The sequence below is a fragment of the Anaerotruncus sp. genome, assembly GCF_057433415.1.
The window spans coordinates 1-25547 of the sequence record NZ_DBMDHH010000041.1; the positions used below are offsets into that span (position 1 = coordinate 1).

Sequence of the window (25547 nt, forward strand, 5' to 3'; positions counted from 1 at the left end):
ACAGCCCCGCGCTCGCCGACCCGCAGGAGTGGATCGGCCGCGCGCGGGAGGAATTCCCCGGCGCGGTCGCCGCCCACGACGGCATCCGCATCACGCTGGGCGGCGAATAATCCGGCCGAAAGGGGAGGGGCCCGCCCGGCGGGCCCCTCCCCTTTTGCGCCAAAGCGGGCGCAAAAAGAGGGCCCCCGGTAAACGGGGACCCTCGGGGATATCGTAATTTGCCAAAGCAAAGAGCAGGCGCGCGGGGAAAGCGGGTCAGCCGCAGCCGCAGCCGCCGCGCTTATTGCGCTTGGCGTAGGGGGCGGGCTGGGGCGCGCAGCAGCAGCTGTTCATGCCGATCGGATTGGGCACAAAGGAGCTGTAGACCGGCGGGGTCTCCACACAGCCGCAGGCCGGCTTCTCGGGCATCGCGGCGGCGCATCCGCAGGCGGGGTCCGCAGCGGCGGCACAGCCGCAGGTCGTTTCCGTCACGACGGCCGCGCATCCGCAGACGGTGTCCGGGACCGCGTTCGCGCATCCGCAGGCAGGCTCCGCGGCGGGAACCGCACATCCGCACCCGCAGGCGTTGTTGACCGGCGCGCAGGAGCGGGGCTGGGCGCAGGGCTGGCAGGGCTGGCAGGGTTGCGCCTGCTGGGCGCAGCCACAGGCGGGAGCAGCCACGGCGTCGGGCGTGCAGGGAGGCGAAAAGAGCTTCTGGGGCGGGTTGCATTTTTTATCGAAGCTCGGGTTGAACGCGTAGAAGTTCTTCGCGTCGAGGTTCTCCTGGGTAATGCGCAGCGCGTCGCCGAACCGCTGGAAATGCACGACTTCGCGTTCCCGCAGGAACTTGATCGGATCGCGCACGTCGGGATCGTCGGCGAGGCGCAGGATGTTGTCGTAGGTCTTGCGGGCCTTCTGCTCGGCCGCGAGGTCCTCGTAGAGGTCGGCAAGGGTGTCGCCGGAGACCTGGAGCTCGGAGGTCGAGAAGGGGTAGCCCGAGGCGGCCTGCGGGTAGACGCCCGCGGTGTGGTCGACAAAGTAGGTGTCGAAGCCGCTGCGCTTGATCTCTTCGGGCGTCATGCAGCGGGTGAGCTGGTAGATGATCGCGGAAACCATCTCGATGTGGGCGAGCTCTTCGGTGCCGATGTCGGTGAGCATGCCTTTTACCTGCGCGTAGGGCATCGAATAGCGCTGCTGAAGATAGCGGGTCGCGGCGCCCATTTCACCGTCGGGGCCGCCGACCTGGCTGATGATGAATTTGGCCAGCGCGGGGTTGGGACGTTTGATCTTAACGGGGTATTCCAGTTTCTTTTCGTATAACCACATGATGTACTAAGCCTCCATTTCCCAGGGCCACGGATCGTCCACCCATGTCCATCTGTTCGGGTTGCAGTTTTCACGCATGGTCAGCGGCCCAAACTGCTGGTTATAGAGCGCAACCGCTTCATCGCGCAGTTTTTTGTGTTTCTCGTAGTATGCCAGAGCGGGCTGGCAGGTGGGGTGGCCGTCCAAATAGAGGACGACTTCGGTAATCGCAAAGTCATGCATCTGGATCTGCTTTAAAAGCCTCTGACGTTCACACACAAGGACACGCCCCCTCTAAAAAAGGTTTGTCGAGTCCGGGGAAGATCGTTCCGCGGGAAAGCCCCACTTCCGCCTCATAGACGGGGCCCCACTGCTGCCATGGCGAATAGGTCATGGACAGGGCGGGCATCACGTCGGGCCAGCACGGGTCCTGCACCTGGACCGCGTATGCGCCCATATCGGGTTTGAGTACCATATCCGAATTTCTCCTTTACCAAAACGGTTGGGGTGTTGACCCCCTCGATTCATACTATGAGTGGCTGTTGATTGTGTGATTTGGATTTGTATGGATGAGAAAAACGTGTTAAAATAGGGGACAATGATAACCGGATAAAAATGTGACGGAAGGGGATGTTTTGATGGAAAAGGAGCGGGATACCCAAATTTCACAAAAAGCGCTGGAAGCGATCCGCGTGATGCAGCAGACCGAGATTACCGAGTATGCCACCTATAAGGCGATCGCGTCCCGCCTCAAGGACGGGAAAAACAAGCAGGTGCTCAACCGGCTGGCGGAGGAGGAGCTCGTCCACTGCAATATCTGGAAAAAATACACCGGCGAGGAGATAAAACCGCAGGGCCTGAAGGTGTGGTGGCGCAAGCTGCTTGCAGGGGTGCTCGGCTTTACCTTCACGATCAAGCTGATGGAGAACCGGGAGGACGTGGCGCAGCACGACTACGCCGCGCTGGCCGCGGAGGTGCCCGAGAGCGCCGAGGTCATGGCGCAGGAGGACGCGCATGAACGGGCGCTGATGGACCTGCTCGACGAGGAACGGCTCCAGTACGTCGGGTCGATGGTGCTCGGGCTCAACGACGCGCTCGTCGAACTGACCGGAACCCTCGCGGGGCTCACCCTCGCGATGCAGAACACGCGGATCATCGCGCTGTCCGGGCTGATCACCGGCATCTCCGCCACCCTCTCAATGGCGTCGAGCGAATTTCTCTCCGCCAAGAGCGAGGGCCGCAAGGACGCGCTCAAATCCTGCGTCTACACCGGCATCGCCTACTTGGTCACCGTGGCGCTGCTCATCCTGCCCTACCTGCTCTTTCCGCCCAAGGGCTATCTGTTCGCGCTCGGCACCATGCTGGCGGTCGTGGTGCTGATCATCGTCATCTTCAACTACTATATCGCCGTCGCCAAGGACTTGCCCTTCAAACGCCGCTTCGCGGAGATGGCCTGCATCTCGTTGGGCGTCGCGGCGCTCTCCTTCGTCGTCGGGCTGCTTGTCAAAATGTGGCTCGGCGTGGACGTCTGACCGGAAACGGTTTACGCGTTTTTCCCGCAGCGGGCGGCCGAATGGCCGCCCGTATTTTTTGGACTTTTGGCGTGCCATAAGATTCCTGCGAATCCGTCGAAGCCTTCCACATAAATCCGATTTTGCCAGTCAATAATAACCTTGCCGAACATACCATATTTTCAGATAGAACAAGGAGGAGCAATTCGGATGAAAGCCACAGGAATTGTAAGGCGTATCGATGACCTGGGACGCGTGGTCATCCCCAAGGAAATCCGGCGAACAATGCGTATCAGGGAGGGCGACCCATTATTGATAACACGGACACAGTGGGAGAGCTACTGCTTTGCCATGCTGGAGCTGGCGAAGCGGGCGGGGATATAAGATACATAAAAGGCCTGTTAGAAGGCAAATGGCCCGATTTATTTATAAAAAGTTAAAAAACCGATCCGCCCCGCGGCTAAAGATAGATGTCAGGGAGACAGTAAGTCTCATTACAGCATTTATTTAGATATTGGCGAGAAGTAAGCGGTCTCCGACCATCGAATCGGAGACCGCTTATTTTTTGCCTGTTCATACTGATCAGGCTCGTTGATGTATTCTTCGTTGCGTTTCTATGTAAAGTATGTTAGTATGTAAACATACAAACTTTAAGGAGGTGGAATAGTTGGATAACGGCGAGAGCCGTTTTGGTACATATTTGAAAGAACTTATCAAAACGGCAGGTATGACCCAATTTCAGTTTTATACTAAACTCGGCATTAAAAAGCCGTACTTTTATGACATCGTATCCGGCAGAGTAAAACCGCCTCCCTATCCTCTACAGTTTGTGGCAGTAAAAATACTCCATATCGACGAAGAAACAAAGGAAAAGTTTTTTGATATCGCAGCAAAAGAACGTGGCGATATGCCTGCGGATATTTCTAAAATAATTGCCGAACATCCAGAAGCGATTAGCCGAATCAGAAATGACTTAAAAAACTATGTGATAGAAAATCAAGCAGGTGGAGGATATGAGAATGGCTGATACAAAAAAAGAGCAAGAGCGGGCGGAACTGCATCGCACGATTTGGGGGATTGCAGACGATCTACGAGGCAGCGTGGATGGTTGGGATTTCAAACAGTATGTCCTTGGTATGCTTTTCTATCGCTATATTTCAGAGAATTTGACAAAGTACATCAACCAAGATGAAATTGAGGCTGGTAATGACGGTTTTGACTATACACAACTCCCAGATGAAGAGGCGGAGCAGGCGCGTGAGGATATGGTCAAAACAAAAGGCTTTTTTATTCTTCCCAGTCAGTTATTTCAGAACGTACGAAATAGAGCAGCAAAAGATGAAAATCTAAATATGACGCTGGAGGATGCATTCAAAGCGATTGAAGCATCCGCACGGGGTAGCGCCAGCGAAGATAATTTCAAGGGGCTGTTTGATGATATTGACGTAAACAGCAACAAACTGGGAAGTACTGTTGCCAAGCGCAATGAAAAGTTAGTGAAACTGATGGACGGCGTAGCCGGTATGCGCCTTGGAGATTATCAAGACAACACCATTGATGCCTTTGGCGATGCTTATGAATACCTTATGGGGATGTACGCCTCTAACGCCGGAAAAAGTGGCGGCGAATATTATACCCCGCAGGAAGTTTCGGAACTGCTGACACGCCTGACTCTTGTGGGTAAAACAGAGGTCAACAAGGTTTATGACCCTGCCTGCGGATCGGGTTCACTGCTATTGAAATTTGCAAAAATATTAGGTAAGGAAAATGTCCGAATTGGCTTCTTTGGGCAGGAAATCAATCTGACTACATACAACCTGTGCCGCATCAATATGTTCCTGCATGACATTGACTATGATAAGTTTGACATAGCCAACGACGATACGCTCCTCAGCCCGCAGCATTGGGATGAGGAACCCTTTGAGGCCATCGTATCCAATCCCCCTTACTCCATCAAGTGGGCGGGCGACAGTAATCCGCTGCTAATCAATGACCCTCGTTTTTCGCCCGCCGGTGTGCTGGCTCCAAAGTCAAAGGCCGATCTTGCGTTTGTGCTGCATTCCCTTTCTTGGTTAGCTACCAGCGGTACAGCGGCCATTGTCTGTTTCCCAGGTGTAATGTATCGTGGCGGTGCAGAAAAGAAAATTCGCCAGTATTTAATCGACAATAACTTTGTTGACTGCATCATACAACTGCCCGAAAATCTGTTTTTCGGCACGACGATCGCGACCTGTATTATGGTGCTGAAAAAATCCAAAAGCGATAACAGCACCTTGTTTATTGATGCGTCCAAAGAGTGTATCAAAGTAACGAACAGCAACAAATTGACCGACGGCGAAGATGGAAATATTGCTAAAATTGTTTCAACCTTTGCAGCTCGGGAAGATAGAGAATATTTCTCTAAACTCGTGCCGAATGCGGATATTGCAGCACAGGACTATAATCTTTCGGTTTCCACCTATGTAGAGCAGGAAGATAAGAGGGAAGAGATTAACATTGTGACCCTTAATGCGGAGATTGAGCAGATTGTAGTGCGGGAACAGGTCTTGCGGGATGAAATTGCAAAAATCATCTCAGAGATTGAGGGGGATGGCGATGCGGCTATCTGAAATTCTATCAAGGCCAGTGACAACCAAATTTGAGCCGATAGATGGCTTTCTGGACAACAAAACGCTGAAACCGGGTAAACAGAAAAAAATAGCCGTTGGAAGCGTTTGGCTAAATTACTATTGTAAGAACTGCGGCGATGTTCGGACATTTTCTTCCGGTGAAGAACTGTTTTGTATTGGCATTCACGACCGAATGGTCAGCATTGACTGCGTGCTGGAATGCCCGTCTTGCAAAAACACAATACCAGTTTGGTTTTTAGTTGAAAGTATGAATGAAGCTTGCTCTTTGGCCCCAAATGTGCGTGTATTAAAACGTACCGAGAAGCTGTCAGGGCAATTGCTTTTAAATCACTATCAATACGGAGATTTTTCTGAACTGCTGGACAAATCAGAGCGCGCTTACCGCGATGAACTCGGAGCGGGGGCCATTATATATCTGCGGAAAATCTACGAACAGATTACGGTGCAGACCGCAAAAGCCGCTGGCATTGACCTCAAAACGCCGAAGGGGAAACATAAACCGTTCAAAATACTGCTTGAGGAAGTCGACAAACAATGCTCCATTATCCCAACGGAATTTTCTGCGGATGGTTATAAGCTGTTTGGCGAATTAAGCGATATAATACATGGTGACTACGATGAGCAAATGGGATTGCAGAAATATGAAGCCCTTCATCAGCTTGTTGTCGGCGTACTAAGCAAGGTGAAAAGCAGCAAAGAAATCATGGATGCAATCGGCACGCTGGGCTGGAACAAGGATGGAGGTGAAGCGGAATGAGCAAGTTGGAAGAATTGATACAGGAACTTTGCCCGGATGGGGTAGAGTATAAGGCGCTTGGAGAAATTGGGAAATTCTTTGGTGGGTTGACTGGTAAGTCGAAAGAGGATTTTACCGACGGCAATGCCAAATTTATAACTTACAAAAATGTATACTCCAATCCTGCTCTCTGTATTGATGTTGAGGACAGGGTTAGGATTGCCGATGGCGAAAAGCAGAGAACCTTGCAATACGGAGATGTTATTTTCACCGGTTCTTCCGAAACGCCTGATGAATGCGGTATTTCATCTGTTGTTACGGTGCGGACTGATGAGAATCTGTATCTGAATAGTTTTTGTTTCGTATTTCGCTTTGATGATGGCGGAATCATGCTACCCGACTTTGCAAAACATCTTTTCCGTTCCACTGACCTCCGCTATCAGATTGGCAAAACAGCAAGCGGCGTAACCAGGTACAATGTATCTAAAAAGCTGATGGGAAAAATTGTTATCCCCCTTCCTCCTCTGCCGGTGCAGGGCGAAATTGTCCGAATCCTGGATAATTTCGCGGAGCTTACAGCGGAGCTTACAGCGGAGCTTACAGCGGAGCTTACAGCGCGGAGAAAACAATACGAACACTATCGTGGTGAACTCTTAACCTTTGGCGAAGACGAAGTTGAATGGATGACGCTTGAGGGCATTGCGGCCAAAACATATTCCGGCGGCACTCCACTTGCAAATAAGACAGAGTATTATGGTGGTGATATTCCGTGGCTTCGCACACAAGAAGTACGCTTCATAGATATTTATGATACAGAAATGCGTATTACGCCAGAGGCTTTGAAAAATTCGGCAGCAAAGTGGATACCCGCAAATTGCGTAATTATCGCCATTTCAGGTGCCACCGCCGGCCGATCTGCAATCAACAAAATTCCTTTGACTACGAACCAGCATTGCTGTTGCCTTGAGATAAACCGACGAAAGGCAAATTACCGTTATGTCTTTCACTGGGTTAGCAATCAATACGAAAAGCTAAAATCCCTTGGGCAGGGTGCACGTTCTGACTTGAATGCTAGTATTATAAAAAGCTATCCAATCCCCATTCCCTCGCTTCTTAAACAGGAACGTATTGCCACAATACTTGACCGCTTTGACGCGCTTTGCAATGACATCACCAGCGGGCTACCCGCTGAAATCGAAGCGCGGCGTAAGCAGTACGAGTACTACCGCGATAAACTTTTGACTTTCAAGGAGGTGACCACCGCATGAGTACCTATAATATCGTTGCTGCCACCAATGAGAGTACGGTGGTTGCGGAGTATACTTCGGGGGCAACCCATTCTGACGCATACCAGAGCGAGGCTGCGCTGGAAAAAGAGTTCATCCGTTTGCTTACTATGCAGGGATATGAATATCTGACTATTCACAACGAAGCGGCGCTGATTGCCAATCTGCGCCACCAATTAGAGCTACTCAATGACTACGTCTTTTCAGAAAGTGAGTGGGAACAGTTTTTCTCAGGATGTATCTCCAATAACAACGAGGGGATTTTGGAGAAAACGCGAAAAATCCAGACCGACCATGTACAAATTTTGCATCGGGACAACGGCACCACGAAAAATATCAACCTCATAGACAAGAAAAACATCCACAACAACCGCTTGCAGGTCATCAACCAGTATGAGGAATCCGAGGGAGCGCACGATACCCGTTATGATGTGACAATCCTTGTGAATGGCCTGCCCCTTGTCCATGTGGAGCTGAAGCGCCGGGGCGTAGCAATACGAGAGGCATTTAATCAAATCAATCGCTACCATCGGGATAGTTTTTGGGCGGCCAGCGGCCTATATGAGTATGTGCAGATTTTTGTGATCTCCAACGGCACTCATACCAAGTATTATTCCAATACCACCCGCACCAGTCATGTCAAAGAAATGGAGGACGATGGACGACGCAAAAGCAAAAAGACCAGCAACAGCTTTGAGTTCACCTCTTTTTGGGCGGACGGAAACAACAGAACTATCCCGGATTTGGTTGACTTCACCAAGACGTTTTTTGCCAAACACGCCATTCTGAATATCCTGACCAAGTATTGTGTTTTCACATCGGAAAACATGCTGCTTGTCATGCGGCCCTATCAGATCGTGGCAACCGAGCGCATTTTGAACCGCATTGAAGTCTCTACCAACTACAAAAAGACGGGAACCTTAGAAGCGGGCGGCTACATTTGGCACACTACAGGGAGCGGCAAGACGCTGACCTCTTTTAAGACTGCCCAGCTTGCCACTACCTTGAAGGGCATCAAAAAAGTGCTATTCGTGGTAGATCGCAAGGATTTGGATTACCAGACTATGAAAGAGTATGACCGCTTTGAGAAAGGCGCCGCCAACGGCAATACTTCCACGGCGATTTTGAAACGGCAGTTGGCAGACCCCAACGCCCATATTATCATTACCACCATTCAAAAGTTGGCCATTTTTATCCAGAGAAATGCCGGGCACCCGGTGTTTAAGCAGCATTGCGTTATCATCTTCGATGAATGCCACCGCAGCCAGTTTGGAGATATGCACACCGCGATTACCACAGCATTTCAGAACTACCATCTGTTCGGTTTCACCGGGACGCCGATTTTTGCGGCCAATGCTGCCAGCGGCGGCAAGCCCACGCTGAAAACCACCCCGCAGGCGTTTGGTGGGGAGCCGGATAAAAACGGCAATAAGGTATTGCCGCTGCACACTTATACCATCGTAGACGCGATCAACGATGGAAATGTGTTGCCGTTCCGTATCGACTATGTAGGCACCATCAAGCAAAAGGATAACTCCGGGGATAAACAGGTACGGGCCATCGACACCGAGGAAGCGTTGAACGACCCGGTGCGTGTACGCAATAACGTCGAGTATATCCTTGACCACTTTGACCAGAAGACCAAACGCAATAGTTTCTATGCTCTGGAAGGTCAGCGCATCGCCGGGTTTAACTCTATTTTTGCGGTTAGTTCCATTCCAATGGCGATGAAATATTACGCAGAGTTCAAAAAACAGTTGGCCGAGCGGAACCGCAAGATGACCGTGGCGACGATTTTTAGTTTTAGCGCCAACGAGGAAGAACCAGATTCTGGCCTCCCAGAAGAAGGCTTTGACACGGACAGTCTGGATAAAACTTCCCGCGATTTTTTGGACGCTGCCATTCTGGATTGCAATGCGGCTTTCCATGTCAATTTTGATACTTCGGCAGACAAGTTTCAGAATTACTACAAAGACTTGTCGCTGCGCATGAAGAATCGGGAAATTGATTTGTTGATTGTAGTCAATATGTTTCTGACCGGCTTTGATGCGACCACGCTCAATACTTTATGGGTAGACAAGAATCTAAGAATGCATGGGCTGATTCAAGCATTTTCCCGCACCAATCGTATCCTGAACTCGGTAAAGACTTACGGAAATATCGTCTGCTTTCGTAATCTGCAAAAAGAAACAGACGAAGCTATCGCATTGTTTGGGGATAGAAATGCCGGAAGTGTTGTGCTGCTGAAAGACTATAATTCATACTACAACGGATACGATGAGAATGGACAACACCATCAGGGATATGCGGAATTGATCGCTCAAATGATGCACGACTTCCCATTGGGTCAGGCTATTGTTGGGGAAGAAAGCCAGAAGGATTTTATTTCCCTGTTCGGGGCAATCTTGCGGTTGAAGAATATTCTCACGGCTTTTGATGACTTTACAGGGAATGAGCTAATATCCAGCCGAGACTTTCAGGACTACCAGAGTGTCTATATTGACCTATACCAGCAGTGGAAGCCAAAAAATGATGGGGACAAGGAAAGCATCCATGACGATATTGTGTTCGAAATGGAGCTGATCCGGCAGGTAGAAATCAACATTGACTATATCCTGATGCTGGTAGCCAGATACCATGAATCTAATTGCGAGGATAAGAGCATTCTGGTGGACATTCAAAAAGCAGTTGATTCCACCATCCAGCTTCGTAGTAAAAAGGAGTTGATAGAGAATTTTATTCGTACAGTCAACGCGGCAACCGATGTGGATTCTGACTGGCGTGAATTTGTTTTGGAGCAAAAAGAAACGGATTTGTCTGCTCTAATTACAAAAGAACGACTGAAGCCAGAAGAAACAAGAAAATTTTTGGATAATTCATTCCGAGATGGTATATTAAAAACGACAGGAACAGATGTTGATCGCATAATGCCTCCTGTTTCTCGTTTTGGAGGCGGTGGTAGAGCGGAAAAGAAACAAGGCATTATCGAAAAATTAATGGCCTTTTTCGAGAAGTATTTTGGGCTTGTGTGATGGGATACTTTGCTTTAATACCCAAACACAATGGCCAAGGGAGACCCTGTGTGCGATTTTCTTAAGCGACAGAGCATAATGCCGAATAGAGGCAAAACACCCGCTGTTAGCCAACTGTGGACCCGTGGCAGCAAAGAATATCCCCCCGTATGGAAAGGACAGCGAAAGCGCAGCTATCCAGTGCGCTTTCGCTGTCCTTCTGTGATTTAATCCACCCGTACCCTCGCCAGCAACTCCTCACCCGAAATCTTTTTCTCCACATACTCTCTGCGAGCCTGACTTGCCGACCACCGCCATGCCTCAAACTGCTCCCGGGCCATGTCCTTTCCATGAAGCTCCGTGGCGTATTTTCCGTCCGCCCGGTACCGGCGGGAATAGACCTTGTTGTATTTCGTGAGGTATTGCCGCAGGTAATCGTCACCCCCTACGTCTTTATCAAAGAATATTTTTGGTCCGACCTTTTTACAGGTCCTGCTGCCCAGATAGGGCCTGTCGCAGAACTCCCTTCGACGCTATCACTCAGGACGAAGTACCGCCCGCAGAGCTTACACCGCTTGACGTACTGCCCGTTTTTCAGCATCTCGGTAAACTCGAAGAAAAGCATCCCATCCAGAAACTCAATGAGGTAATACGGCATCAGGCTGACGCCCTCGCCGTCTTGGTGCATGATCTCCAATAGGTCCTCACGACTGGTCAGGCCCCAGTCGTGAATATCCCTGAGGGTATCCACATCCACTTTTTCCTTCCTGCTCGGCAGCAGTTCATACCGCATTTTGACCACCGCCTCACAAAACTCGGGATGGCGCATTACAAAATCACACAGCCGCTCGGACATCATTTTGTCCGAGCGGTTCTCTTTATCCAGACAGAGCAACACGCCCTCACGGAAGACCTCCTGCAGCTCCATGACGCACTCCAGCTCCTCCAGGCAGATAGAAAGCTGCCTGAGCTGTTCCGCCTCGATATCCGCGCCTATGTGGATTGGCGTTTTCAAAATATTGTTGAGCAGCCCGATCAAAAAGAAAAACACATAGCGGTGTGTCCCCTGCAAGGTTTCCGCCACATCGAATATAAGGTTGCGAATCGTCTGGTAGTTCTCCATTCCCAAGGGGATGGCCTTCGCTTTTGCCAGCAGCGCGGCAAAAGCGGTCAGGTCCAATTCGATGAAGTCGATCAGGCCCTGCCCAATGTGCTTTTCCGCATACTGCCCGTAGCGGCGTTCATCGGTGTAGGTCATAAAATGCACCAGACGGTCGCTGCCAAAAAAGATCTTGACGAAAGGATACTGCGCCATCTTTTTTCCTCTCTGCAAATAATTGAACTCTTAATAAATCCATTATTTGCGCTTCTCTGTGTCCTTGCCGCCTTGTCTGTACGATAATCATAGCACAAGGAATTGTAAATCACAATTCCGGATTCTTGATAGAGAGGACGTGACCGGGATGCACGGAGAAAACCCTCCCGCCGGGAGGGGCAAGCATAGCGTCCGGCTGTACGCCGGACGCAGGAAGCAGGGCGCTGCCCCACACCCCAGGGAAGCGAAAGGAGCGCGGACAGATGAAAAGTGAGCGGTTCAACATCCGAATGACGCCCCAGGAAAAGGCGTCGATCATCAGTAGGGCCCAAAAAACGCACCGCACGACCTCGGAATTTATGATCGACGCGGCGCTGAATCACCGGATTGTCGTCATCGACGAAATGCCAAAGGCCGTACAGGAGCTCAAAGCCATCGGCCGAAACCTCAACCAGATCGCCACCCTGTGCAATATGGGCAGGGTGCAATGTGTCGGCTTTGATCCATTTACGGAGAGGCTGGCCGACCTCCACGGCGATCTCCTCAAACTGACGGAGGCGGTATAGTGGCGACCTTTACCCCCATCAAAAACAAGAAACAGACCAAGAGCGCGCTGCTCGGCACGATGCTCTATTGCGTCGACGCCAGAAAGACTGCACACCAGGGCCGCAGCCTTGTCGGCGGCATCAACTGCAGCGTCTACACCGCCTACCTCGAAATGCTGACAACCAAGCAGCAGTTCCGCAAGACAGACGGGCAGCAGTTTTTTCAGTTCGTCCAGTCCTTCCCCGAAGACGCGGACATCACGCCAGAGGAGGTTCATCAAATTGGACTGGAGCTTGCGTCCCGTCAGTTCCCCGGCTTTGAGGTTTTGGTGTCCACACACTGTAATACCGATAACCTCCACAATCACATCCTTGTGAATTCCGTGAGCTATGAGAGTGGAAAAAAGCTGCACCAGAATCACGATGATCTGGTGCGGCACCGTAAGGTCAACGATGAAATCTGCATGACTCATGGGCAGCCGGTGCTGGAATCCTATCACAAAGGGCAGAAGAAAAAGCGTGCACAGGCCGGCGAGTTTCGCGCTGCCCAGCGGGGCGATAGCTGGAAGTTTGCACTCATCAGGGCCATTGAGGAGGCTCTGCTGTACTCCCCCGACCGGGAGAGCTTCATTCAAAATATGGAGTATGAGGGCTATCAGGTGCAGTGGAGCGATACCCGGAAATACATCACCTACACCTGCCCCAATGGAATGAAGTGCCGGGACAACAAGCTTCACGACGAAACCTATCTGAAAGAAAATCTGGAGAAACTGTTCGCTCACCGGCAGGCCACAGGCTTTGCTCCCCTCACGCCAGAGCCGCCCGAGAGCTGGCTGGGCGAGCTGGAGCGGGCCAAAGAGCTGGCAGGGGATGTGGTTTCCCTCGGCAGGAATCTGGAGCGCATTGGCGAAGTGCAGCCGTTGCCCGCGCCGCGAACCTGGACGGACAGCAAGCAGCGGCGGCGGGAGGCTCTGAAAAAGCTGGCCCAGGGGCACAAGCTCCAGAGCGAGCAGGAGCAGGAATTGGGTCCGCAGATGTAACCCAGCATATGAGAGCCAAAACATGGGAACACTCTTAACAAACGGAGGAGGCGACGCCTATTGAAGATGTCCGTGGATGAGGAGAAGAAAATTGTGGAGCTCTGGCTCACCGCTGCCGAGCAGAACGACACAGCACTGATGGAATCCCTGAAGCCGCTCTACGAGGCTTGGCGCGAGAGGCAGTACCGCCCGGTGGTATTCCGCTCCGGCAGACGCGATTTGCTGGACCTCACAGAGGAACTGCTGCTGCACAACCGTACCGTAGCCGCCCGCCGGGACTTGGAGCGGGAGTCACCGGGACCGGAACCGGCGATGGGAATAACCATGGGTATGTAAAACCCCCGGATGCGCTGCGGCGCATCCGTTACATAGAAGCGGCATAGACGGCGCGTCCGTCTTTTCTCTTGCTTTTGGCCGGTACGCATGGTACAATATTATCTGAAACAAACGCAGATTATTAAACGAAATTGGTAGATTGTTTGCGCCGGGAGGAATGAGCATGGCGGTTCAAAAGATGGACAGCGGAGAAATCCTGCTGTATGACAACGGCGGCGAAAAGGAATTTGTCAGCGTCATTTTCAAGGATGAAAATTTTTGGCTGACGCAGAAGGCCATGGCAGAACTGTTCGACTGCACGGCGGACAACATCTCCCTGCATCTGAAAAATATCTTCGCGGAGGACGAGCTTGACAAGAATTCAGTTGCCGAGAAATTCTCGGTAACTGCCGCCGACGGCAAAAACTATTTGACCCAGTGCTACAACCTGGACGCCATCATCGCCGTGGGCTACCGGGTGAACTCCAAAAAGGCCACCCGGTTCCGCCAGTGGGCCACCAGGACGCTGAAAGAGTACATCCAAAAGGGCTTTGTCCTCAACGACGAGTTGATGAAAAACGGCCGCCCCTTCGGCAAGGACTACTTTGACGAGCTCCTGGAGCGCATCCGGGAGATCCGCGCCAGCGAGCGGCGGGCCTATCAAAAAATTGCCGACGTGTTCGAGCAGTGCAGCTATGACTACGACAAGAACAGCGAGACCACGAAGGCGTTCTACGCCTTTGTGCAAAACAAGCTGCACTTTGCCGTCACGGGCATGACAGCGGCGGAGCTGATCTCTGACCGAGCCACGCTGGACAGCCCCACCATGGGCCTGACCACCTGGAAGGGCGCGCCGGACGGAAAGATCCTCAAGAGTGACACGCTGGTGGCGAAGAACTATCTCAACGAAAAGGAGCTCTCCCGCCTGAACCGTCTGGTCACCATGTTCATCGACTACGCCGAGCTGATGGCGGAGGATCAGCAGCTCATGAGTATGGCGGACTGGCTGGCGGAGACCGACCGCTTTTTGACCAACAACCGCCGGAAGGTGTTGGAGGACAAGGGGCATATCTCCCACGACGACGCGGTAAAGAAGGTCAGCGGCATTTATCAAGAGTTTCGCAAAAAGCAGGACGCCGCGTACATCTCGGAGTTTGACCGGGAGACCGCCAAGTATCTGAAGGGCGGTGACTTGACGTGACGGAAACCTTTGATATCGCGGGCTACTGCCGCATCTCGGTGGACGAGGAGATGGACCGGGAGAACACTTCCATTGAGAACCAAAAGGCCATTATCCAGGACTTTGTGGCGAAAAAATTTCCCGGCAGCGGCCTGACCTTCTTCGAGGACCGGGACCGCTCCGGGTACACCTTCGAGCAGCGGGAGAGCTACCAGAAGATGCGCCCCCAGCTCATGGGCCACAAGTATGACATCCTGGTGGTCAAGGACTTCTCCCGATTTGCCCGCCGCAATAGCCGGGGGCTGGTGGAGCTGGAGGACCTGCGGGACGCGGGGGTGCGCATCATCTCCATCGGGGACTCCATCGACTACCCCACCTACGACGACTGGACGGCCATCCAGTTCCGCTTTCTCATCAACGAGATGCCGGTGACCGACGCCAGCAAGAAGGTGAAGTCGGTCATCCAGCGCCGCCAGAACGACGGGAAATGGATCTGCGCGGTGCCCTATGGCTACGTCATCACCAACAGCAAAACCATGCAGTTTGAGATCGACGAGCCCGCCGCCGCCGTGGTGCGGGATATTTACCGCCTCTATAACGAGGGCTGGGGCTACAAGAAGATTGCAAACCACCTCACCGACCTGCACATCCCCACCCCCCGCATGGCGGAGAAAGCCCGCAAGGAGGCCCAGGGGGAGGACTCAAAGCGCAAGGCCCGGCCCGAGTGGAGCATCGTCACTGTACAGGGCATCCTGGAAAACGACTTCTACATTGGCACCCTGCGCCAGGGCAAGTACACCCGGAAGAAGATCAACGGCTCGGATCGGAAGAAGGACGAGAGCGACCACATCGTCTTTGAAAACCACCACGAGCCCATCCTGGATTACCGGACCTTCGCCCTGGCCCAGGAGGCGCGGAAGAAGCGCAGCACCTCCTGCTACCGGGGCATCAAGATCCACGACAACGTATACTCCGGCTTTCTCTTTTGCGGCGACTGCGGCCAGCCCATGTTCTCCATGAGCCGCCGGGATCTGCGGCCCGCCTATACCTGCTCCAGCTACCACAAGCGGGGCCTCAAGGGCTGCACCAGCCACCACACACGGGTGGATTTGCTGGACGACCTGCTCAAGCGCTACGTCCGGCAGGTGAAGGAGAACTCGGCGGATATGCTGGACAAGCTCAACGCCTCCCTCAAGGCCGAGAGCGCCGAGGTCAAGAACAACGAGGAGACCGCCGTCATCCTCCAGCAGCAGCTGGACGACGCCTGGGAGGAGCTGAAGGCCACCAAGCGCCAGCGGGTGCGGGACGTGATGAAGCACCCGGAGAAGGAGGAGCTGCTGGAGCAGACCTACGACGAGCTGGAGGCCGAGCTGGAGGCCAAGATCAGCGGCCTGCAGAATCAGATCGAGCTGACCGCCGACAAGCGCAACACGATCATCCAGGTCAACCGCATCGCCCGCACGGCGTTGGACATCTTCGATGAAATTTTAGCCAAGGACAAGCTGGACAAGGTGGATTTGGAGCTGATCATCGAAAAGATCACGGTCTATGAGGACCACATTGAGATCCAGCTTAAGGCCGACGTCGACCAACTTCTGAAATGCGGGACCTTCCCGGAGGAAACAGCCGCAAATTTTAAGCAGGGCACGGGACATATCTCACAAATCGCCCAGTCCAGCCAGAACCGGCCGGACAAGGTGTTCCGTGTCAGTGTTATCAGCAGCGGCGACCCCCTTGAAATATATACCGACAACGACGGCGAAGTGATCTTTAAGAAGTATTCCCCCATCGGCGAGCTTTCCGCCTTTGCCACCCAGTACGCGGAGGTGCTCAGCAAGATCGGCGGCTATCCGGTCGTCGTCTGCGACCGCGACCACGTCATTAGCGTGGCGGGCATCCCCAAAAAGGAGCTGCTCGAGCGCCGCGTGTCCCCCGCGCTCGAGGAGGTCATGGAGCAGCGCCGCAGCTTCGCGGTGACCGCCGACGGCAAAAAGATGCAGCCGGTGGAGGGCGTCGACCGCTACGCGCTGGTCGAGGCGCCGATCATCGCCGCGGGCGACGTGTGCGGCAGCCTGATGTTCATCGCGGGCGACAGCCCCGCGCCCGCCACCGACACCGAGATCAAGCTCATCCAGGTGGGAGCGGCCTTCCTCGGCCGCCAGATGGAGGAATAACGGTGGGCAAGAAGCACAAGGACGGCCCCGTGGAGGAGCTTTCCGGCCGGGACAAGGTGCGCGTGTCGCGCCTGGTGGAGCACATGATCGCCATCCCGCCCAGCCGCACCGACCCGAACGGCAGCTATACCGGGCGGCCGATGAATAAGTACGAGGTGCCGGTGCAGGACGCCGACGACCTGTGAAAAACCGCGCCGCGGCCCCCGGGCCGCGGCGCGTTCGTTTTTGTCACCAAAATCTCCGCCCGGCGTATACTGGGGTAAAGACAACAGGCGGAAGGTGAGCAGGATGAAAAAGAAGCAGTTTTTGGACTGCAACTGTTGGGCGCAGTGCTGCGCGGGTTTCGGCCTGGGCGTGGTGCTGGCGGTGTTCACCTCGCTCAAACTGGTGCTGATTCTGGCGGGCGTCATGCTCGTCGCGCTGGCAATCCGCATCCTGCTGCTGTGAAAACGAGAAAAGGTGGTTGCGCTATGAAGATCGTCGTCATCAAAAGCCCGAAATTCCTCTCCCCGATCCTGCGTTTTTTCTTCAAGATCAAGAAAGACCCCGTTACATAACCAGGTAAGCCATCCAAAACACAGCGAAGCCCGGCGGGATTCCCCGCCGGGCTTCGCCGCATCTTGGCGGCGGATTTCGGCAGCTTGGCGCGATTTCGTTGACCGGGGGGATGCGGACGGGTATGATATAGGCAGAACCGATCGGCCACGATTTCAAATTCAAAAGAAGCCGGGACGAACGTCCCGGCCGCTTTTGAATTTATTTTTTCTTATCAGCCGATCATGACCGCGCCGGCCGTGCCGTCGGCGCTGTGGATGATGATCGGGGGATTCGCCGCGGCGTTCCCGCCGTCGGTCCCGGCGCCGTCGGTTTCGCCGCCCGCTTCGCCTCCGGCTTCGTCGCCCGCCTCCTGCTGGGACATCACCATCAGCGTGCCCTGGATCTCCTGGAGGACCTCGGCGTATTTCTGGTTGGCCTCGTCCACCTTCTCCTTGCGCGCCTCGGTGTCGTTCGGGTCGATCGCGGCGGCCTCGGCGTAGAGGTCGGCGGCCTCCTGCACGCGGGGCGCGGCGGCCGCGAGCGTCTCATGCAGCGGCGCGAGGATTTCGGGCGGGGTCAGCGCGCCCACCTCGGAGAAGGCGTCGCTCAGGCTGTCCATCAGCGCGACGGCCTCGCCCATATAGCCTTCCTCGTTCGGGTCAAGCTGCTGGAAGGCGATCGCCTTCTCCTGCACGCCCGTCATGATTTCGGTGATCCGCGCGCCGTATTCCTCTTCGGTCAACGGCTCGGCCGGTTCGGAGGACGCGGGCTCGGAGCTCTCCGGCTCGGGCTCGGAGGAGGAGACCTCGGAGGAGGACGCCTCGGCTGGAGCGCTGCCGCCGCAGGCGGCGAGCGAAAGGGTCAGCATCAGGGCCAGGGCGCAGGCGCCCAGAATTTTCAAAGTCCGGTTCATAGGCATTTCACGTTCCTTCCGAAAAAAATAACGCGGCGTGTTGTCGCGCCGGGATCTGTCGAATCGAAGCGGCGGGAGGGTCCGCCGCCGGTTTTGCCATGCCGATATTGTACCACACTGGCCGGAATAGTCAAGTCTCGGCAGGATTTGCCCATCCGCGCCGCAACGCGGCGGAAAGGCGGACGGGGAGAGCATATTCGGGGAGGGCTGGACATATATTGATGGTAGCAAACAGAAGGAGAGGGTAATACTATGGAGCTGAATCTGCAAAAACAGACGGTAAGCATCAACGAGACCATATACGACGGCGTCGTGGAACAGCCGCTCGAGTGTGACGTGCTGCTGCCCGACTACTGCCCCGATATCCAGAAAATCCTCCGCTGTGAGGTGGTCCCGTCCCTGCTCCTGACCGCAGTGAACGGCGACAAGCTCTCGGTGGACGGCATGGCGATGGCGCACCTCTACTACCTCGACGAGAACGGCTGTATCCGCCACGCGGAATATAAAATCCCCTATACCCGCGTGGTGGAGCTGCGGTGCGCCCCCCAGAACCCCTCGGTGTGCGTCACCCAGAGCGTCGACTATTTCAACTGCCGCGCGGTCAGCTCCCGCCGGCTCGATATGCGCGGCGCGGTCACGATGAACGTGCGGGTGACCGGCCAGACCGAGGAGGAGGTCCTCGTCGCCGCCGAGGGCGCGGGACTCCAGCTCTGCCCCGACACGGCGGAGAACGCCTGCGTGCTGCCGCGCGTCATGCGCCAGGCGAGCGTGCGCGAGGAGGTCGAGCTCGGCTATGGGAAGCCGGCCGTGGGCGCGGTCATCCGCGCGTCGGCCTCCGCCCAGGTCACCGATTACAAGGCGATCACCGGCAAGCTCGTCACCAAGGGGGAGATCACCGTCAAGGTGGTCTACCAGTGCGAGGAGGATGCCAAAAAGCTCGAGGTCATGGAGTACGCGCTGCCGCTGAGCCAGGTGATCGACCTGGACGGGGTGGACGAGGACTGTTCGTGCAGCGTGTGGTACGAGGTGTGCTCCCTCGACGTGACCCCCAAGGCCAACGCCGACGGGGAGAACCGCGCCTTCACGCTCGACGTGTCGCTCAACGCCTGCGCGTCGGCCTACCGGCGGATGCAGCTCGACGCGGTGTGCGACTGCTATTCCACCAGCTACGAGTGCAAGCCCACCGTCCGGCAGGTGCCGCTGCTGCGCCTGGTCGACACGGTCGACGAGACCTGCATGTACAAGGAGACGCTCGACCTGCCGCCCGACGCGGGCAGCATCGTCGACGTGTGGTGCACGGCGGGCGCGCCCACCGTCCAGATCGAGGAGGACTGCGCCGTCGTGACGGGAAAGATGACGGTGTGCATGTTCGTCTGCGAGGCAAACGGGGAGATCGCCTATTACGACCAGGCGCGCGAATACAGCCACCGCATCGCCCTGCGCGGCTCCTATGAGACGCTCGTGTTCTCCCCGAACACCTCGGCGGGGACGGCGGCCTTCACGATGAGCGGGCATGAGAAGCTGGAGGTGCGCTGCCCGGTGCGCATCTGGGGGGAAGTGTGCAGCCTCTACCGCAGGACGGTGGTGTGCGACGTCACGGTCGACGAGACGCGCGCGAAAACCCGGCGGGACAATGTCCTCTACCTCTATTATGCCAGTGAACGGGAGCCAGTGTGGGAGATCGCCAAACGCTACAACACGTCGGTCGCGGCCATTCAGGCGGGCAACCAGCTTGAAGGGGACGTCCTGGAAGGGCGCCAGCTGCTGCTCATCCCGATGAAATAACGGAAAGGGGAGGAAACAATGGAGGCACAGAAGATCTACCAGGACATCGCCAAACGGTGCGGCGGTGACATATACATAGGCGTGGTGGGGCCGGTGCGAACCGGAAAATCCACCTTCATCAAACGGTTCATGGAGACGCTCGTCATCCCGAACATCGGCAGCGAGTTCGCGCGGGAGCGCGCCACCGACGAGCTGCCCCAGTCCGCCGCGGGGCGCACGATCATGACCACCGAGCCCAAATTCATCCCCGAGGAGGCCGTCAAGGTCACCCTCGCGGACAACGCCGCCTTCAACGTGCGGATGATCGACTGCGTGGGCTACATCGTCCCCAGCTCGCTCGGCTACATCGAAAACGAACAGCCCCGCATGGTCGTGACCCCCTGGTTCGAGAAGGAGATCCCCTTCAACCTCGCCGCCGAGATCGGCACCCAGAAGGTCATCAACGAGCACAGCACGATCGGGCTCGTCGTCACCACCGACGGCAGCATCAGCGAGATCCCCCGCAGCGAGTACGAGGAGGCGGAGGTCCGCGTGATCACCGAGCTGCGGCAGATCAACAAGCCCTTCGTCGTGCTGCTCAACTGCACCGACCCGGCTTCCCCCGCCTCCCAGGCGCTGCGGGCCGAGCTGGAGGAGCGCTACGCGGTGCCCGTCGTGGCGGTCAACTGCCTGAACCTCGCCGAGGAGGACATCCGCGTCATCCTCTCCGACGTGCTCTTCCAGTTCCCGGTGCGGGAGGCCGCGATCACCCTGCCCGGCTGGGTCACCTCCCTCGCTCCCGACCACTGGCTGCGCGCCGAGCTGTACGGCGCCATCCGCGAGGCCGCCGACGGGGTGGAGCACATCGGCGCGCTCAAGGGGAAGATCATGACCCTTTCAGGCTGCGAATACGTCAGCCGGGTGCTGGTCGATTCGATCGACCTGGGCAGCGGCAGCGCCGAGGTCAGCGTGGACCTCCAGAGCGACCTCTTCTACCGCATCCTCGGCGAGGCGACCGGCCTCGACATCCCCGACGAGAGCGCGCTCATGCCCTGCATGATCGACCTGGCCGCCGTCAAGAAGGAATATGACAAGGTCAAATGCGCGCTCGACGAGGTGGCGGCCACCGGCTACGGCATCGTGATGCCTTCGCTGGAGGAGCTCTCCCTCGAGGAGCCGGAGATCGTCAAGCAGGGCGGCCGCTACGGCGTCCGCCTCCGGGCAAGCGCCCCCTCCATCCACATGATGGCGGCGAACATCACCACCGAGGTCAGCCCGATCGTCGGTTCGGAGAAGCAGTCGGAGGAGCTGGTGCACTACCTGCTGCATGAGTTCGAGGAGAGCCCCCAGAAGATCTGGGAATCGAATATCTTCGGCACGAGCCTGCACGAGCTGGTCAACCAGGGCCTGCACAACAAGCTCTACCGGATGCCGTCCGACGCCCGCATCAAGCTGCAGGAGACGGTCGAACGGATCATCAACGAGGGCTGCACCGGCCTCATCTGCATCATCCTGTAGAAAAAACGAGCCCGCCCGCGAAAAATCTTCGCGGGCGGGCGGTTTTGCGTTTTATTCGGTTTTTTTGCCACGCTCCTCGGGCGGGAAGCCGGCCCTCGCGATGCGGCGGCGCAGCCAGCCTCCCTGGAGGTAGTAGGCGATGAAGAGCAGGGAGGTCAGCGTCCAGGTGATCGGGTAGCTGACGATAACCATGTCGATCGTGCGGTGTAGCGGCAGCGCGAAGAAGACCCACAGCACCCGCAGCACGCACACGCCGCCGCAGGTCATGATCATCGGGAGGACCGAGTCGCCGGTGCCGCGGATGGCGCCCGACAGAATGTCCACGCAGACGTAGGTGAAGTAGAAGGGCGTCAAAAAGAGCATCATGTGGCGCCCCGCCTCCGCCACCGCCCGGTCGGCGGTGAAGATCGCGAAGAGCTGGCGGCTGAAGAGGCAGAGCAGCACGCTCGAGAGGATGGCGGTGGCAAACGCCATCACGAGGCAGACCCGCACGCTCCTGCGGATGCGGGAATATTTCTGCGCCCCGAAGTTCTGTCCCACGAAGGTGGTGATCGACACGTCGAAGGCGGAGAGGATCATCCAGAAGAAGCCGTCGATCTTGCCGTAGGCGGTCCAGGCGGCGATCGTGACGGTGCCGAACGCATTGATGCAGGACTGGAGGATGACGTTGGAGATCGCGTACATGTCCGCCTGCAGGCCGGCGGGAATGCCGACGCGGAGGATGCCCTTCAGGGACGAGGCGGTGAAGCGCAGCTCCTTCCGGTTAAGGCGCAGCGGCCAGTCGGACCGCAGGAGGGTGACCAGGACCAGCAGCGCGCTGAAGATCTGCGAAAGGAGGGTGGCCAGCGCCACGCCGAACACGCCGAGACCCAGCCCCAGCACGAGCGCCAGGTCGAGCAGGATGTTGAGCAGGCAGGCGGCGATCAGGAAATAGAGGGGCCGCCGGGTGTCCCCGACCGCGCGCAGCACGGCGGAGCCGATGTTATAGAGGAAGGAGGCGACGATGCCGAGCAGGTAAACCCGCAGGTAGACGATCGAGTCGGCCATGGTCTCCGCGGGGGTGTCCATCGCCCGCAGCGCGGCGGGCGCGCACAGAAGCCCCACCAGCGTCATGGCCGCGCCCGCCGTGAGCGCGAGCATCACCGAGGTGTGCACCGTGCGGCCGACCTCCTCGTAATCCTGCGCGCCGTAGGCCTGCGCGACCACGACGGTCGCGCCCGACGAAAGCCCCACAAAGAGGTTCACCAGCAGGTTGATGAGCACGCTGGCGCTCCCGCCCACGGCGGCGAGCGCCTCCTTGCCGACAAACCGCCCCACGATGATCGCGTCGGCGGTGTTGTAGAGCTGCTGAAAAAGGGTGCCGAAGAGGATGGGAAAAAAGAAGATGAGCAGCTGCTTCCAGATCACGCCTTCCGTGATGCCGTTTGTGGAAACGGCCTTCTGCTGAACCACCACCGATACGCCTCCTTTGCATGATTTTGACGGGTGCCGCGTGAGGCACATTATATCACAGAGAAGGGGCGATTACAATCCGTTTCCGCCGCATGAAGGACCGCGCGCCGGGAAGGCGTGCGGGATTTTGCAACTTTCCCCCTTTTCTGCGGTACGGGTGAAAGGAGGGATGGGTAGTGAAACTGCAAAACTACCACATCAGCATCGTGCGCGGCGACAGCGGAACCCTCACGGTGCGCTGCAAGGGCCCCGGCGGCGAGGCGCGCCCCTTTTCGACGGGGGAATGCGTCCGCCTGGCCGTAAAGGCGGACGCGCGGCAGCGGGAGCCGCTGCTGCAAAAGGCCGAAACGGACTTTCCCGAGGGGGCGGCCGTATTTTCCTTCGCGCCGGAGGACACGAGGGCGCTCCCGTTCGGGAACTACCGTTACGACGTGCGCCTGACCGACCGGGAGGGCAACGTCTTCACGATCGTGCCCGCCGGCGATTTCACCGTATTGGAGGCGATCGCCGATGCCTGAGCTGACCGGGATTCTGGAGGCGCCCGCGCCGCTGACGGGCTGCGCTTCGGCGGCCGGACCGCGCGGTCCGCGCGGCCCGCAGGGCGAGCCGGGGCGGGACGGCGCGGACGGGTACACGCCCGTGCGCGGCGTCGATTACTTCACGCCGGAGGAGATCGCGCAAATTCGGGAGGAGGCCGCCGAAGAGGCGCTCCGGCAGGCGGAGGAGCGGTTCGCGGAAGCGCTGACGGAGGAGAAGACGGGGACGCTGCTCACGCTGCAAAAGCTGCGCCCGGGCGGCGCCGTGACGGTGACGGGCGTCCCGGCGGGCGCGCAAATCGAGATGCGCGGCAAAAACCTGCTCGATCTAAAGGCCTTCGCGGGCAATATCTTCACGGTGGAGGGGGACACGCTGCGCGCCGTCAAGCCGGAGAGCGGGGACGCGGGCTCGCCGCGCGTGCCCTGCCGCATCCCGGCGGGGACCCCCTTCGTCCTCTCCTGCCGGAGCCTCTCGGACACGAACGGGCTGGTGCTGATCTCCAACAACAGCGCGGGCTATTACCACGTGACCGGCACCGAGGTGAAGTGCACCGCCGGGGAGGAGATCATGGACCTCAAATTCGCGGTGAAGCTGGCGGTGGCCGCCGGCGCGTCCGTCGCGATCGAGGCCCCGCAGATCGAGATCGGAAAGGCCGCGACCGGATACGAGCCCTACCGGCTCGAGACGGCGGAGGCCACGGGGGAGGCGCAGAGGCTTGTGCCGCCGGGCGCGGCCGTCAACCTGAGCAGGGGGGACGGCGGGACGCTGACCGCCTCCTGCCGGAGAGACCTGAACGCGGTGATCGCCGCGCTGGAAAAAGGCTGAGAAACCCCGTCGGGAGGAGGTCTCCTCCCGGCGGGGTTTTTGCGTTCTCTCCTTGACAGATCGGGCGGACCCATATTATCATAGTGGTACTATATGACGATTTTTGTCGAAAACAGGCTCGGAAAGGAGGGCGCCGGGGATGGACGGGGCGTTTTACGATGCGCTTGCGCTCCCCGCGCGGTGGGAGCGCACGGCCTATCTCGCCGGGAAACGGTTTGTCGACCTGGCGGTCTCCGCCGCGGGACTCCTGCTGCTCGCGCCCCTCTTCCTGCTGATCGCCGCCGCCGTGCGCCTGGATTCCCCCGGCCCCGCGTTTTTCCTGCACGAGCGGGTCGGGATGGGCGGAAAGCCGCTGCGCGTGTGGAAGTTCCGCACGATGGCGCGGAACGCGCGGGAATTGGCGGAGCGGTTCACGCCCGCCCAGCGGCGGGAGTTCGAGCGGCGCTTCAAGCTCGCGGACGACCCGCGCGTCACCCGGGTGGGCGCCTTCCTGCGGCGGACGAGCCTGGACGAGCTGCCCCAGCTCATCAACGTGCTGCGCGGGGAGATGAGCCTCGTGGGGCCGCGCCCCGTTGTGGCGGAAGAGCTCGAGCGGTACGGCGCGCGCGGGACGCTCCTTCTCGGGGTGCGCCCGGGGATCACCGGCTACTGGCAGGTGAACGACCGCGGCGGACTGAGCTATGAGGCGCGCATGGAGATGGAACTGTTCTACGCCGGGCACTGCGGCCCGGCGCTCGACTGGAAAATCCTGCGGCAAACGGCGGGAGCGGTGCTCCGCCGCGCGTGCGCGGTCTAGGGAGGGAAGGGCATGAAGCTGGATTTTTACCGGGGCAGGCGGGTGCTCGTGACGGGGCACACCGGATTTAAGGGCGCGTGGCTCTGCGGGCTGCTCGGGCTTTTGGGGGCGGAGACGGCGGGCTACGCGCTGCCGCCGGCCGAGCCCTCCCTCTATACGGTGCTCGGGCTGGAGAGGG

General features: G+C 57.1%; 24 protein-coding genes and 3 pseudogenes. 21 read left to right on the forward strand and 6 right to left on the reverse strand.

All coding sequences use genetic code 11. The features are described from left to right. Nucleotides 1–711 precede the first annotated feature (711 nt). The 3 genes and pseudogenes from ACZO3G_RS10880 to ACZO3G_RS10890 all read right to left on the reverse strand — a co-directional run. A pseudogene (locus ACZO3G_RS10880) lies at nt 712–1305 on the reverse strand (manganese catalase family protein); the annotation flags it as partial. 6 nt (nt 1306–1311) lie between these two features. Beyond that, nucleotides 1312–1563, reverse strand: coding sequence for a spore coat protein CotJB (locus tag ACZO3G_RS10885; RefSeq protein ID WP_101549065.1), 252 nt, complete (start codon nt 1561–1563; stop codon nt 1312–1314). After that, nucleotides 1556–1759 (reverse strand): spore coat associated protein CotJA, encoded by a 204-nt coding sequence (locus tag ACZO3G_RS10890; RefSeq protein ID WP_101549067.1) that lies wholly within the window; start codon nt 1757–1759, stop codon nt 1556–1558. The genes ACZO3G_RS10885 and ACZO3G_RS10890 overlap by 8 nt, the downstream gene beginning before the upstream one ends. 163 nt (nt 1760–1922) lie before the next feature. Here ACZO3G_RS10890 and ACZO3G_RS10895 point away from each other — a divergent pair, with 163 nt between their 5' ends. From ACZO3G_RS10895 to ACZO3G_RS10925, 7 genes and pseudogenes are all read left to right on the forward strand, one after another. Then, nucleotides 1923–2816 (forward strand): VIT1/CCC1 transporter family protein, encoded by an 894-nt coding sequence (locus ACZO3G_RS10895; protein WP_101549069.1) that lies wholly within the window; start codon nt 1923–1925, stop codon nt 2814–2816. Nucleotides 2817–2981: 165 nt separating this feature from the next. Continuing rightward, nucleotides 2982–3113 (forward strand): annotated as a pseudogene (locus ACZO3G_RS10900) (AbrB/MazE/SpoVT family DNA-binding domain-containing protein); the annotation flags it as partial. A 349-nt stretch (nt 3114–3462) separates the two neighbouring features. After that, nucleotides 3463–3822, forward strand: a complete 360-nt coding sequence (locus tag ACZO3G_RS10905; RefSeq protein WP_276871776.1) for a helix-turn-helix domain-containing protein — start codon at nt 3463–3465, stop codon at nt 3820–3822. After that, the gene (locus ACZO3G_RS10910; protein ID WP_276871778.1) at nt 3815–5404 is read left to right on the forward strand and encodes a type I restriction-modification system subunit M; all 1590 of its coding nucleotides are present in this window, start codon (nt 3815–3817) and stop codon (nt 5402–5404) included. The genes ACZO3G_RS10905 and ACZO3G_RS10910 overlap by 8 nt, the downstream gene beginning before the upstream one ends. Next, complete coding sequence (locus ACZO3G_RS10915; protein ID WP_276871781.1) at nt 5391–6182, forward strand: hypothetical protein; 792 nt, start codon at nt 5391–5393, stop codon at nt 6180–6182. The genes ACZO3G_RS10910 and ACZO3G_RS10915 overlap by 14 nt, the downstream gene beginning before the upstream one ends. Continuing rightward, complete coding sequence (locus ACZO3G_RS10920; protein ID WP_276871783.1) at nt 6179–7429, forward strand: restriction endonuclease subunit S; 1251 nt, start codon at nt 6179–6181, stop codon at nt 7427–7429. The genes ACZO3G_RS10915 and ACZO3G_RS10920 overlap by 4 nt, the downstream gene beginning before the upstream one ends. Next, nucleotides 7426–10479: a type I restriction endonuclease subunit R gene (locus tag ACZO3G_RS10925; protein WP_486847183.1), complete on the forward strand. Its 3054-nt coding sequence runs from the start codon at nt 7426–7428 to the stop codon at nt 10477–10479. Before ACZO3G_RS10920 ends, ACZO3G_RS10925 begins: the two co-directional genes overlap by 4 nt. Nucleotides 10480–10903: 424 nt before the next feature. Here ACZO3G_RS10925 and ACZO3G_RS10930 read toward each other — a convergent pair whose 3' ends face one another. Next, on the reverse strand, nt 10904–11773 hold the full coding sequence (locus ACZO3G_RS10930) for a DUF6076 domain-containing protein (protein ID WP_277138498.1): 870 nt from the start codon (nt 11771–11773) through the stop codon (nt 10904–10906). Nucleotides 11774–12036: 263 nt separating this feature from the next. Between ACZO3G_RS10930 and ACZO3G_RS10935 the strand changes: the two genes are divergently transcribed. The 9 genes and pseudogenes from ACZO3G_RS10935 (at nt 12037) to spoVM (ending at nt 17584) form a co-directional block, all read left to right on the forward strand. Further along, a complete protein-coding gene (locus ACZO3G_RS10935) occupies nt 12037–12339 on the forward strand; it encodes a plasmid mobilization protein (protein WP_276872491.1) in 303 nt (100 codons plus the stop codon). Next, the gene (locus tag ACZO3G_RS10940; protein ID WP_276872492.1) at nt 12339–13358 is read left to right on the forward strand and encodes a relaxase/mobilization nuclease domain-containing protein; all 1020 of its coding nucleotides are present in this window, start codon (nt 12339–12341) and stop codon (nt 13356–13358) included. The genes ACZO3G_RS10935 and ACZO3G_RS10940 overlap by 1 nt, the downstream gene beginning before the upstream one ends. Before the next feature lie 60 nt (nt 13359–13418). Then, entirely contained in the window at nt 13419–13694 is a 276-nt protein-coding gene (locus ACZO3G_RS10945) for a hypothetical protein (protein WP_276872493.1), read from the forward strand. Between the two features lie 163 nt (nt 13695–13857). After that, nucleotides 13858–14874 carry a virulence RhuM family protein gene (locus ACZO3G_RS10950; RefSeq protein ID WP_353939264.1) on the forward strand — a complete coding sequence of 339 codons (1017 nt, stop codon included), beginning with the start codon at nt 13858–13860 and terminating at the stop codon, nt 14872–14874. After that, nucleotides 14871–15983 (forward strand): annotated as a pseudogene (locus ACZO3G_RS10955) (recombinase family protein); the annotation flags it as partial. The gene ACZO3G_RS10950 and the pseudogene ACZO3G_RS10955, both read left to right, overlap by 4 nt. Nucleotides 15984–16517: 534 nt before the next feature. Continuing rightward, on the forward strand, nt 16518–17027 hold the full coding sequence (locus tag ACZO3G_RS10960; protein WP_417007788.1) for a stage V sporulation T C-terminal domain-containing protein: 510 nt from the start codon (nt 16518–16520) through the stop codon (nt 17025–17027). Between the two features lie 2 nt (nt 17028–17029). Beyond that, nucleotides 17030–17212 carry a hypothetical protein gene (locus ACZO3G_RS10965; RefSeq protein WP_101549089.1) on the forward strand — a complete coding sequence of 61 codons (183 nt, stop codon included), beginning with the start codon at nt 17030–17032 and terminating at the stop codon, nt 17210–17212. 103 nt (nt 17213–17315) lie between these two features. After that, nucleotides 17316–17474 carry a hypothetical protein gene (locus tag ACZO3G_RS10970; RefSeq protein ID WP_172439148.1) on the forward strand — a complete coding sequence of 53 codons (159 nt, stop codon included), beginning with the start codon at nt 17316–17318 and terminating at the stop codon, nt 17472–17474. A gap of 23 nt (nt 17475–17497) precedes the next feature. After that, nucleotides 17498–17584 carry a stage V sporulation protein SpoVM gene (gene spoVM, locus ACZO3G_RS10975; protein WP_101549091.1) on the forward strand — a complete coding sequence of 29 codons (87 nt, stop codon included), beginning with the start codon at nt 17498–17500 and terminating at the stop codon, nt 17582–17584. A 212-nt stretch (nt 17585–17796) separates the two neighbouring features. Here spoVM and ACZO3G_RS10980 read toward each other — a convergent pair whose 3' ends face one another. Then, complete coding sequence (locus ACZO3G_RS10980; RefSeq protein ID WP_276872496.1) at nt 17797–18477, reverse strand: hypothetical protein; 681 nt, start codon at nt 18475–18477, stop codon at nt 17797–17799. Between the two features lie 252 nt (nt 18478–18729). Between ACZO3G_RS10980 and ACZO3G_RS10985 the strand changes: the two genes are divergently transcribed. Both ACZO3G_RS10985 and spoIVA read left to right on the forward strand, forming a co-directional pair. Continuing rightward, nucleotides 18730–20262 carry a DUF3794 and LysM peptidoglycan-binding domain-containing protein gene (locus tag ACZO3G_RS10985; RefSeq protein WP_276872497.1) on the forward strand — a complete coding sequence of 511 codons (1533 nt, stop codon included), beginning with the start codon at nt 18730–18732 and terminating at the stop codon, nt 20260–20262. Nucleotides 20263–20280: 18 nt separating this feature from the next. Next, complete coding sequence (gene spoIVA / locus ACZO3G_RS10990; RefSeq protein ID WP_101549101.1) at nt 20281–21759, forward strand: stage IV sporulation protein A; 1479 nt, start codon at nt 20281–20283, stop codon at nt 21757–21759. Between the two features lie 51 nt (nt 21760–21810). Here the strand turns inward: spoIVA and ACZO3G_RS10995 are convergent, their stop codons facing one another. Then, nucleotides 21811–23214, reverse strand: a complete 1404-nt coding sequence (locus tag ACZO3G_RS10995; RefSeq protein WP_276872498.1) for an MATE family efflux transporter — start codon at nt 23212–23214, stop codon at nt 21811–21813. 173 nt (nt 23215–23387) lie between these two features. Here ACZO3G_RS10995 and ACZO3G_RS11000 point away from each other — a divergent pair, with 173 nt between their 5' ends. The 3 genes from ACZO3G_RS11000 (at nt 23388) to ACZO3G_RS11010 (ending at nt 25369) form a co-directional block, all read left to right on the forward strand. Continuing rightward, nucleotides 23388–23729 (forward strand): hypothetical protein, encoded by a 342-nt coding sequence (locus ACZO3G_RS11000; protein WP_276872499.1) that lies wholly within the window; start codon nt 23388–23390, stop codon nt 23727–23729. After that, nucleotides 23722–24573 (forward strand): hypothetical protein, encoded by an 852-nt coding sequence (locus ACZO3G_RS11005; RefSeq protein ID WP_276872500.1) that lies wholly within the window; start codon nt 23722–23724, stop codon nt 24571–24573. Before ACZO3G_RS11000 ends, ACZO3G_RS11005 begins: the two co-directional genes overlap by 8 nt. 139 nt (nt 24574–24712) lie before the next feature. Further along, nucleotides 24713–25369 (forward strand): sugar transferase, encoded by a 657-nt coding sequence (locus tag ACZO3G_RS11010; RefSeq protein WP_276872501.1) that lies wholly within the window; start codon nt 24713–24715, stop codon nt 25367–25369. The last annotated feature ends 178 nt before the right edge of the window (nt 25370–25547 follow it).

Bases quoted from the DNA above. Each gene is read 5' to 3' on its own strand.
- ACZO3G_RS10890 (WP_101549067.1), bottom strand. From the start codon at position 1,759: ATGGTACTCAAACCCGATATGGGCGCATACGCGGTCCAGGTGCAGGAC.
- ACZO3G_RS10895 (WP_101549069.1), top strand. From the start codon at position 1,923: ATGGAAAAGGAGCGGGATACCCAAATTTCACAAAAAGCGCTGGAAGCG.
- ACZO3G_RS10910 (WP_276871778.1), top strand. From the start codon at position 3,815: ATGGCTGATACAAAAAAAGAGCAAGAGCGGGCGGAACTGCATCGCACG.
- ACZO3G_RS10915 (WP_276871781.1), top strand. From the start codon at position 5,391: ATGCGGCTATCTGAAATTCTATCAAGGCCAGTGACAACCAAATTTGAG.
- ACZO3G_RS10920 (WP_276871783.1), top strand. From the start codon at position 6,179: ATGAGCAAGTTGGAAGAATTGATACAGGAACTTTGCCCGGATGGGGTA.
- ACZO3G_RS10925 (WP_486847183.1), top strand. From the start codon at position 7,426: ATGAGTACCTATAATATCGTTGCTGCCACCAATGAGAGTACGGTGGTT.
- ACZO3G_RS10930 (WP_277138498.1), bottom strand. From the start codon at position 11,773: ATGGCGCAGTATCCTTTCGTCAAGATCTTTTTTGGCAGCGACCGTCTG.
- ACZO3G_RS10935 (WP_276872491.1), top strand. From the start codon at position 12,037: ATGAAAAGTGAGCGGTTCAACATCCGAATGACGCCCCAGGAAAAGGCG.
- ACZO3G_RS10950 (WP_353939264.1), top strand. From the start codon at position 13,858: ATGGCGGTTCAAAAGATGGACAGCGGAGAAATCCTGCTGTATGACAAC.
- ACZO3G_RS10970 (WP_172439148.1), top strand. From the start codon at position 17,316: ATGAAAAAGAAGCAGTTTTTGGACTGCAACTGTTGGGCGCAGTGCTGC.
- spoVM (WP_101549091.1), top strand. From the start codon at position 17,498: ATGAAGATCGTCGTCATCAAAAGCCCGAAATTCCTCTCCCCGATCCTG.
- ACZO3G_RS10980 (WP_276872496.1), bottom strand. From the start codon at position 18,477: ATGAACCGGACTTTGAAAATTCTGGGCGCCTGCGCCCTGGCCCTGATG.
- ACZO3G_RS10985 (WP_276872497.1), top strand. From the start codon at position 18,730: ATGGAGCTGAATCTGCAAAAACAGACGGTAAGCATCAACGAGACCATA.
- spoIVA (WP_101549101.1), top strand. From the start codon at position 20,281: ATGGAGGCACAGAAGATCTACCAGGACATCGCCAAACGGTGCGGCGGT.
- ACZO3G_RS11005 (WP_276872500.1), top strand. From the start codon at position 23,722: ATGCCTGAGCTGACCGGGATTCTGGAGGCGCCCGCGCCGCTGACGGGC.
- ACZO3G_RS11010 (WP_276872501.1), top strand. From the start codon at position 24,713: ATGGACGGGGCGTTTTACGATGCGCTTGCGCTCCCCGCGCGGTGGGAG.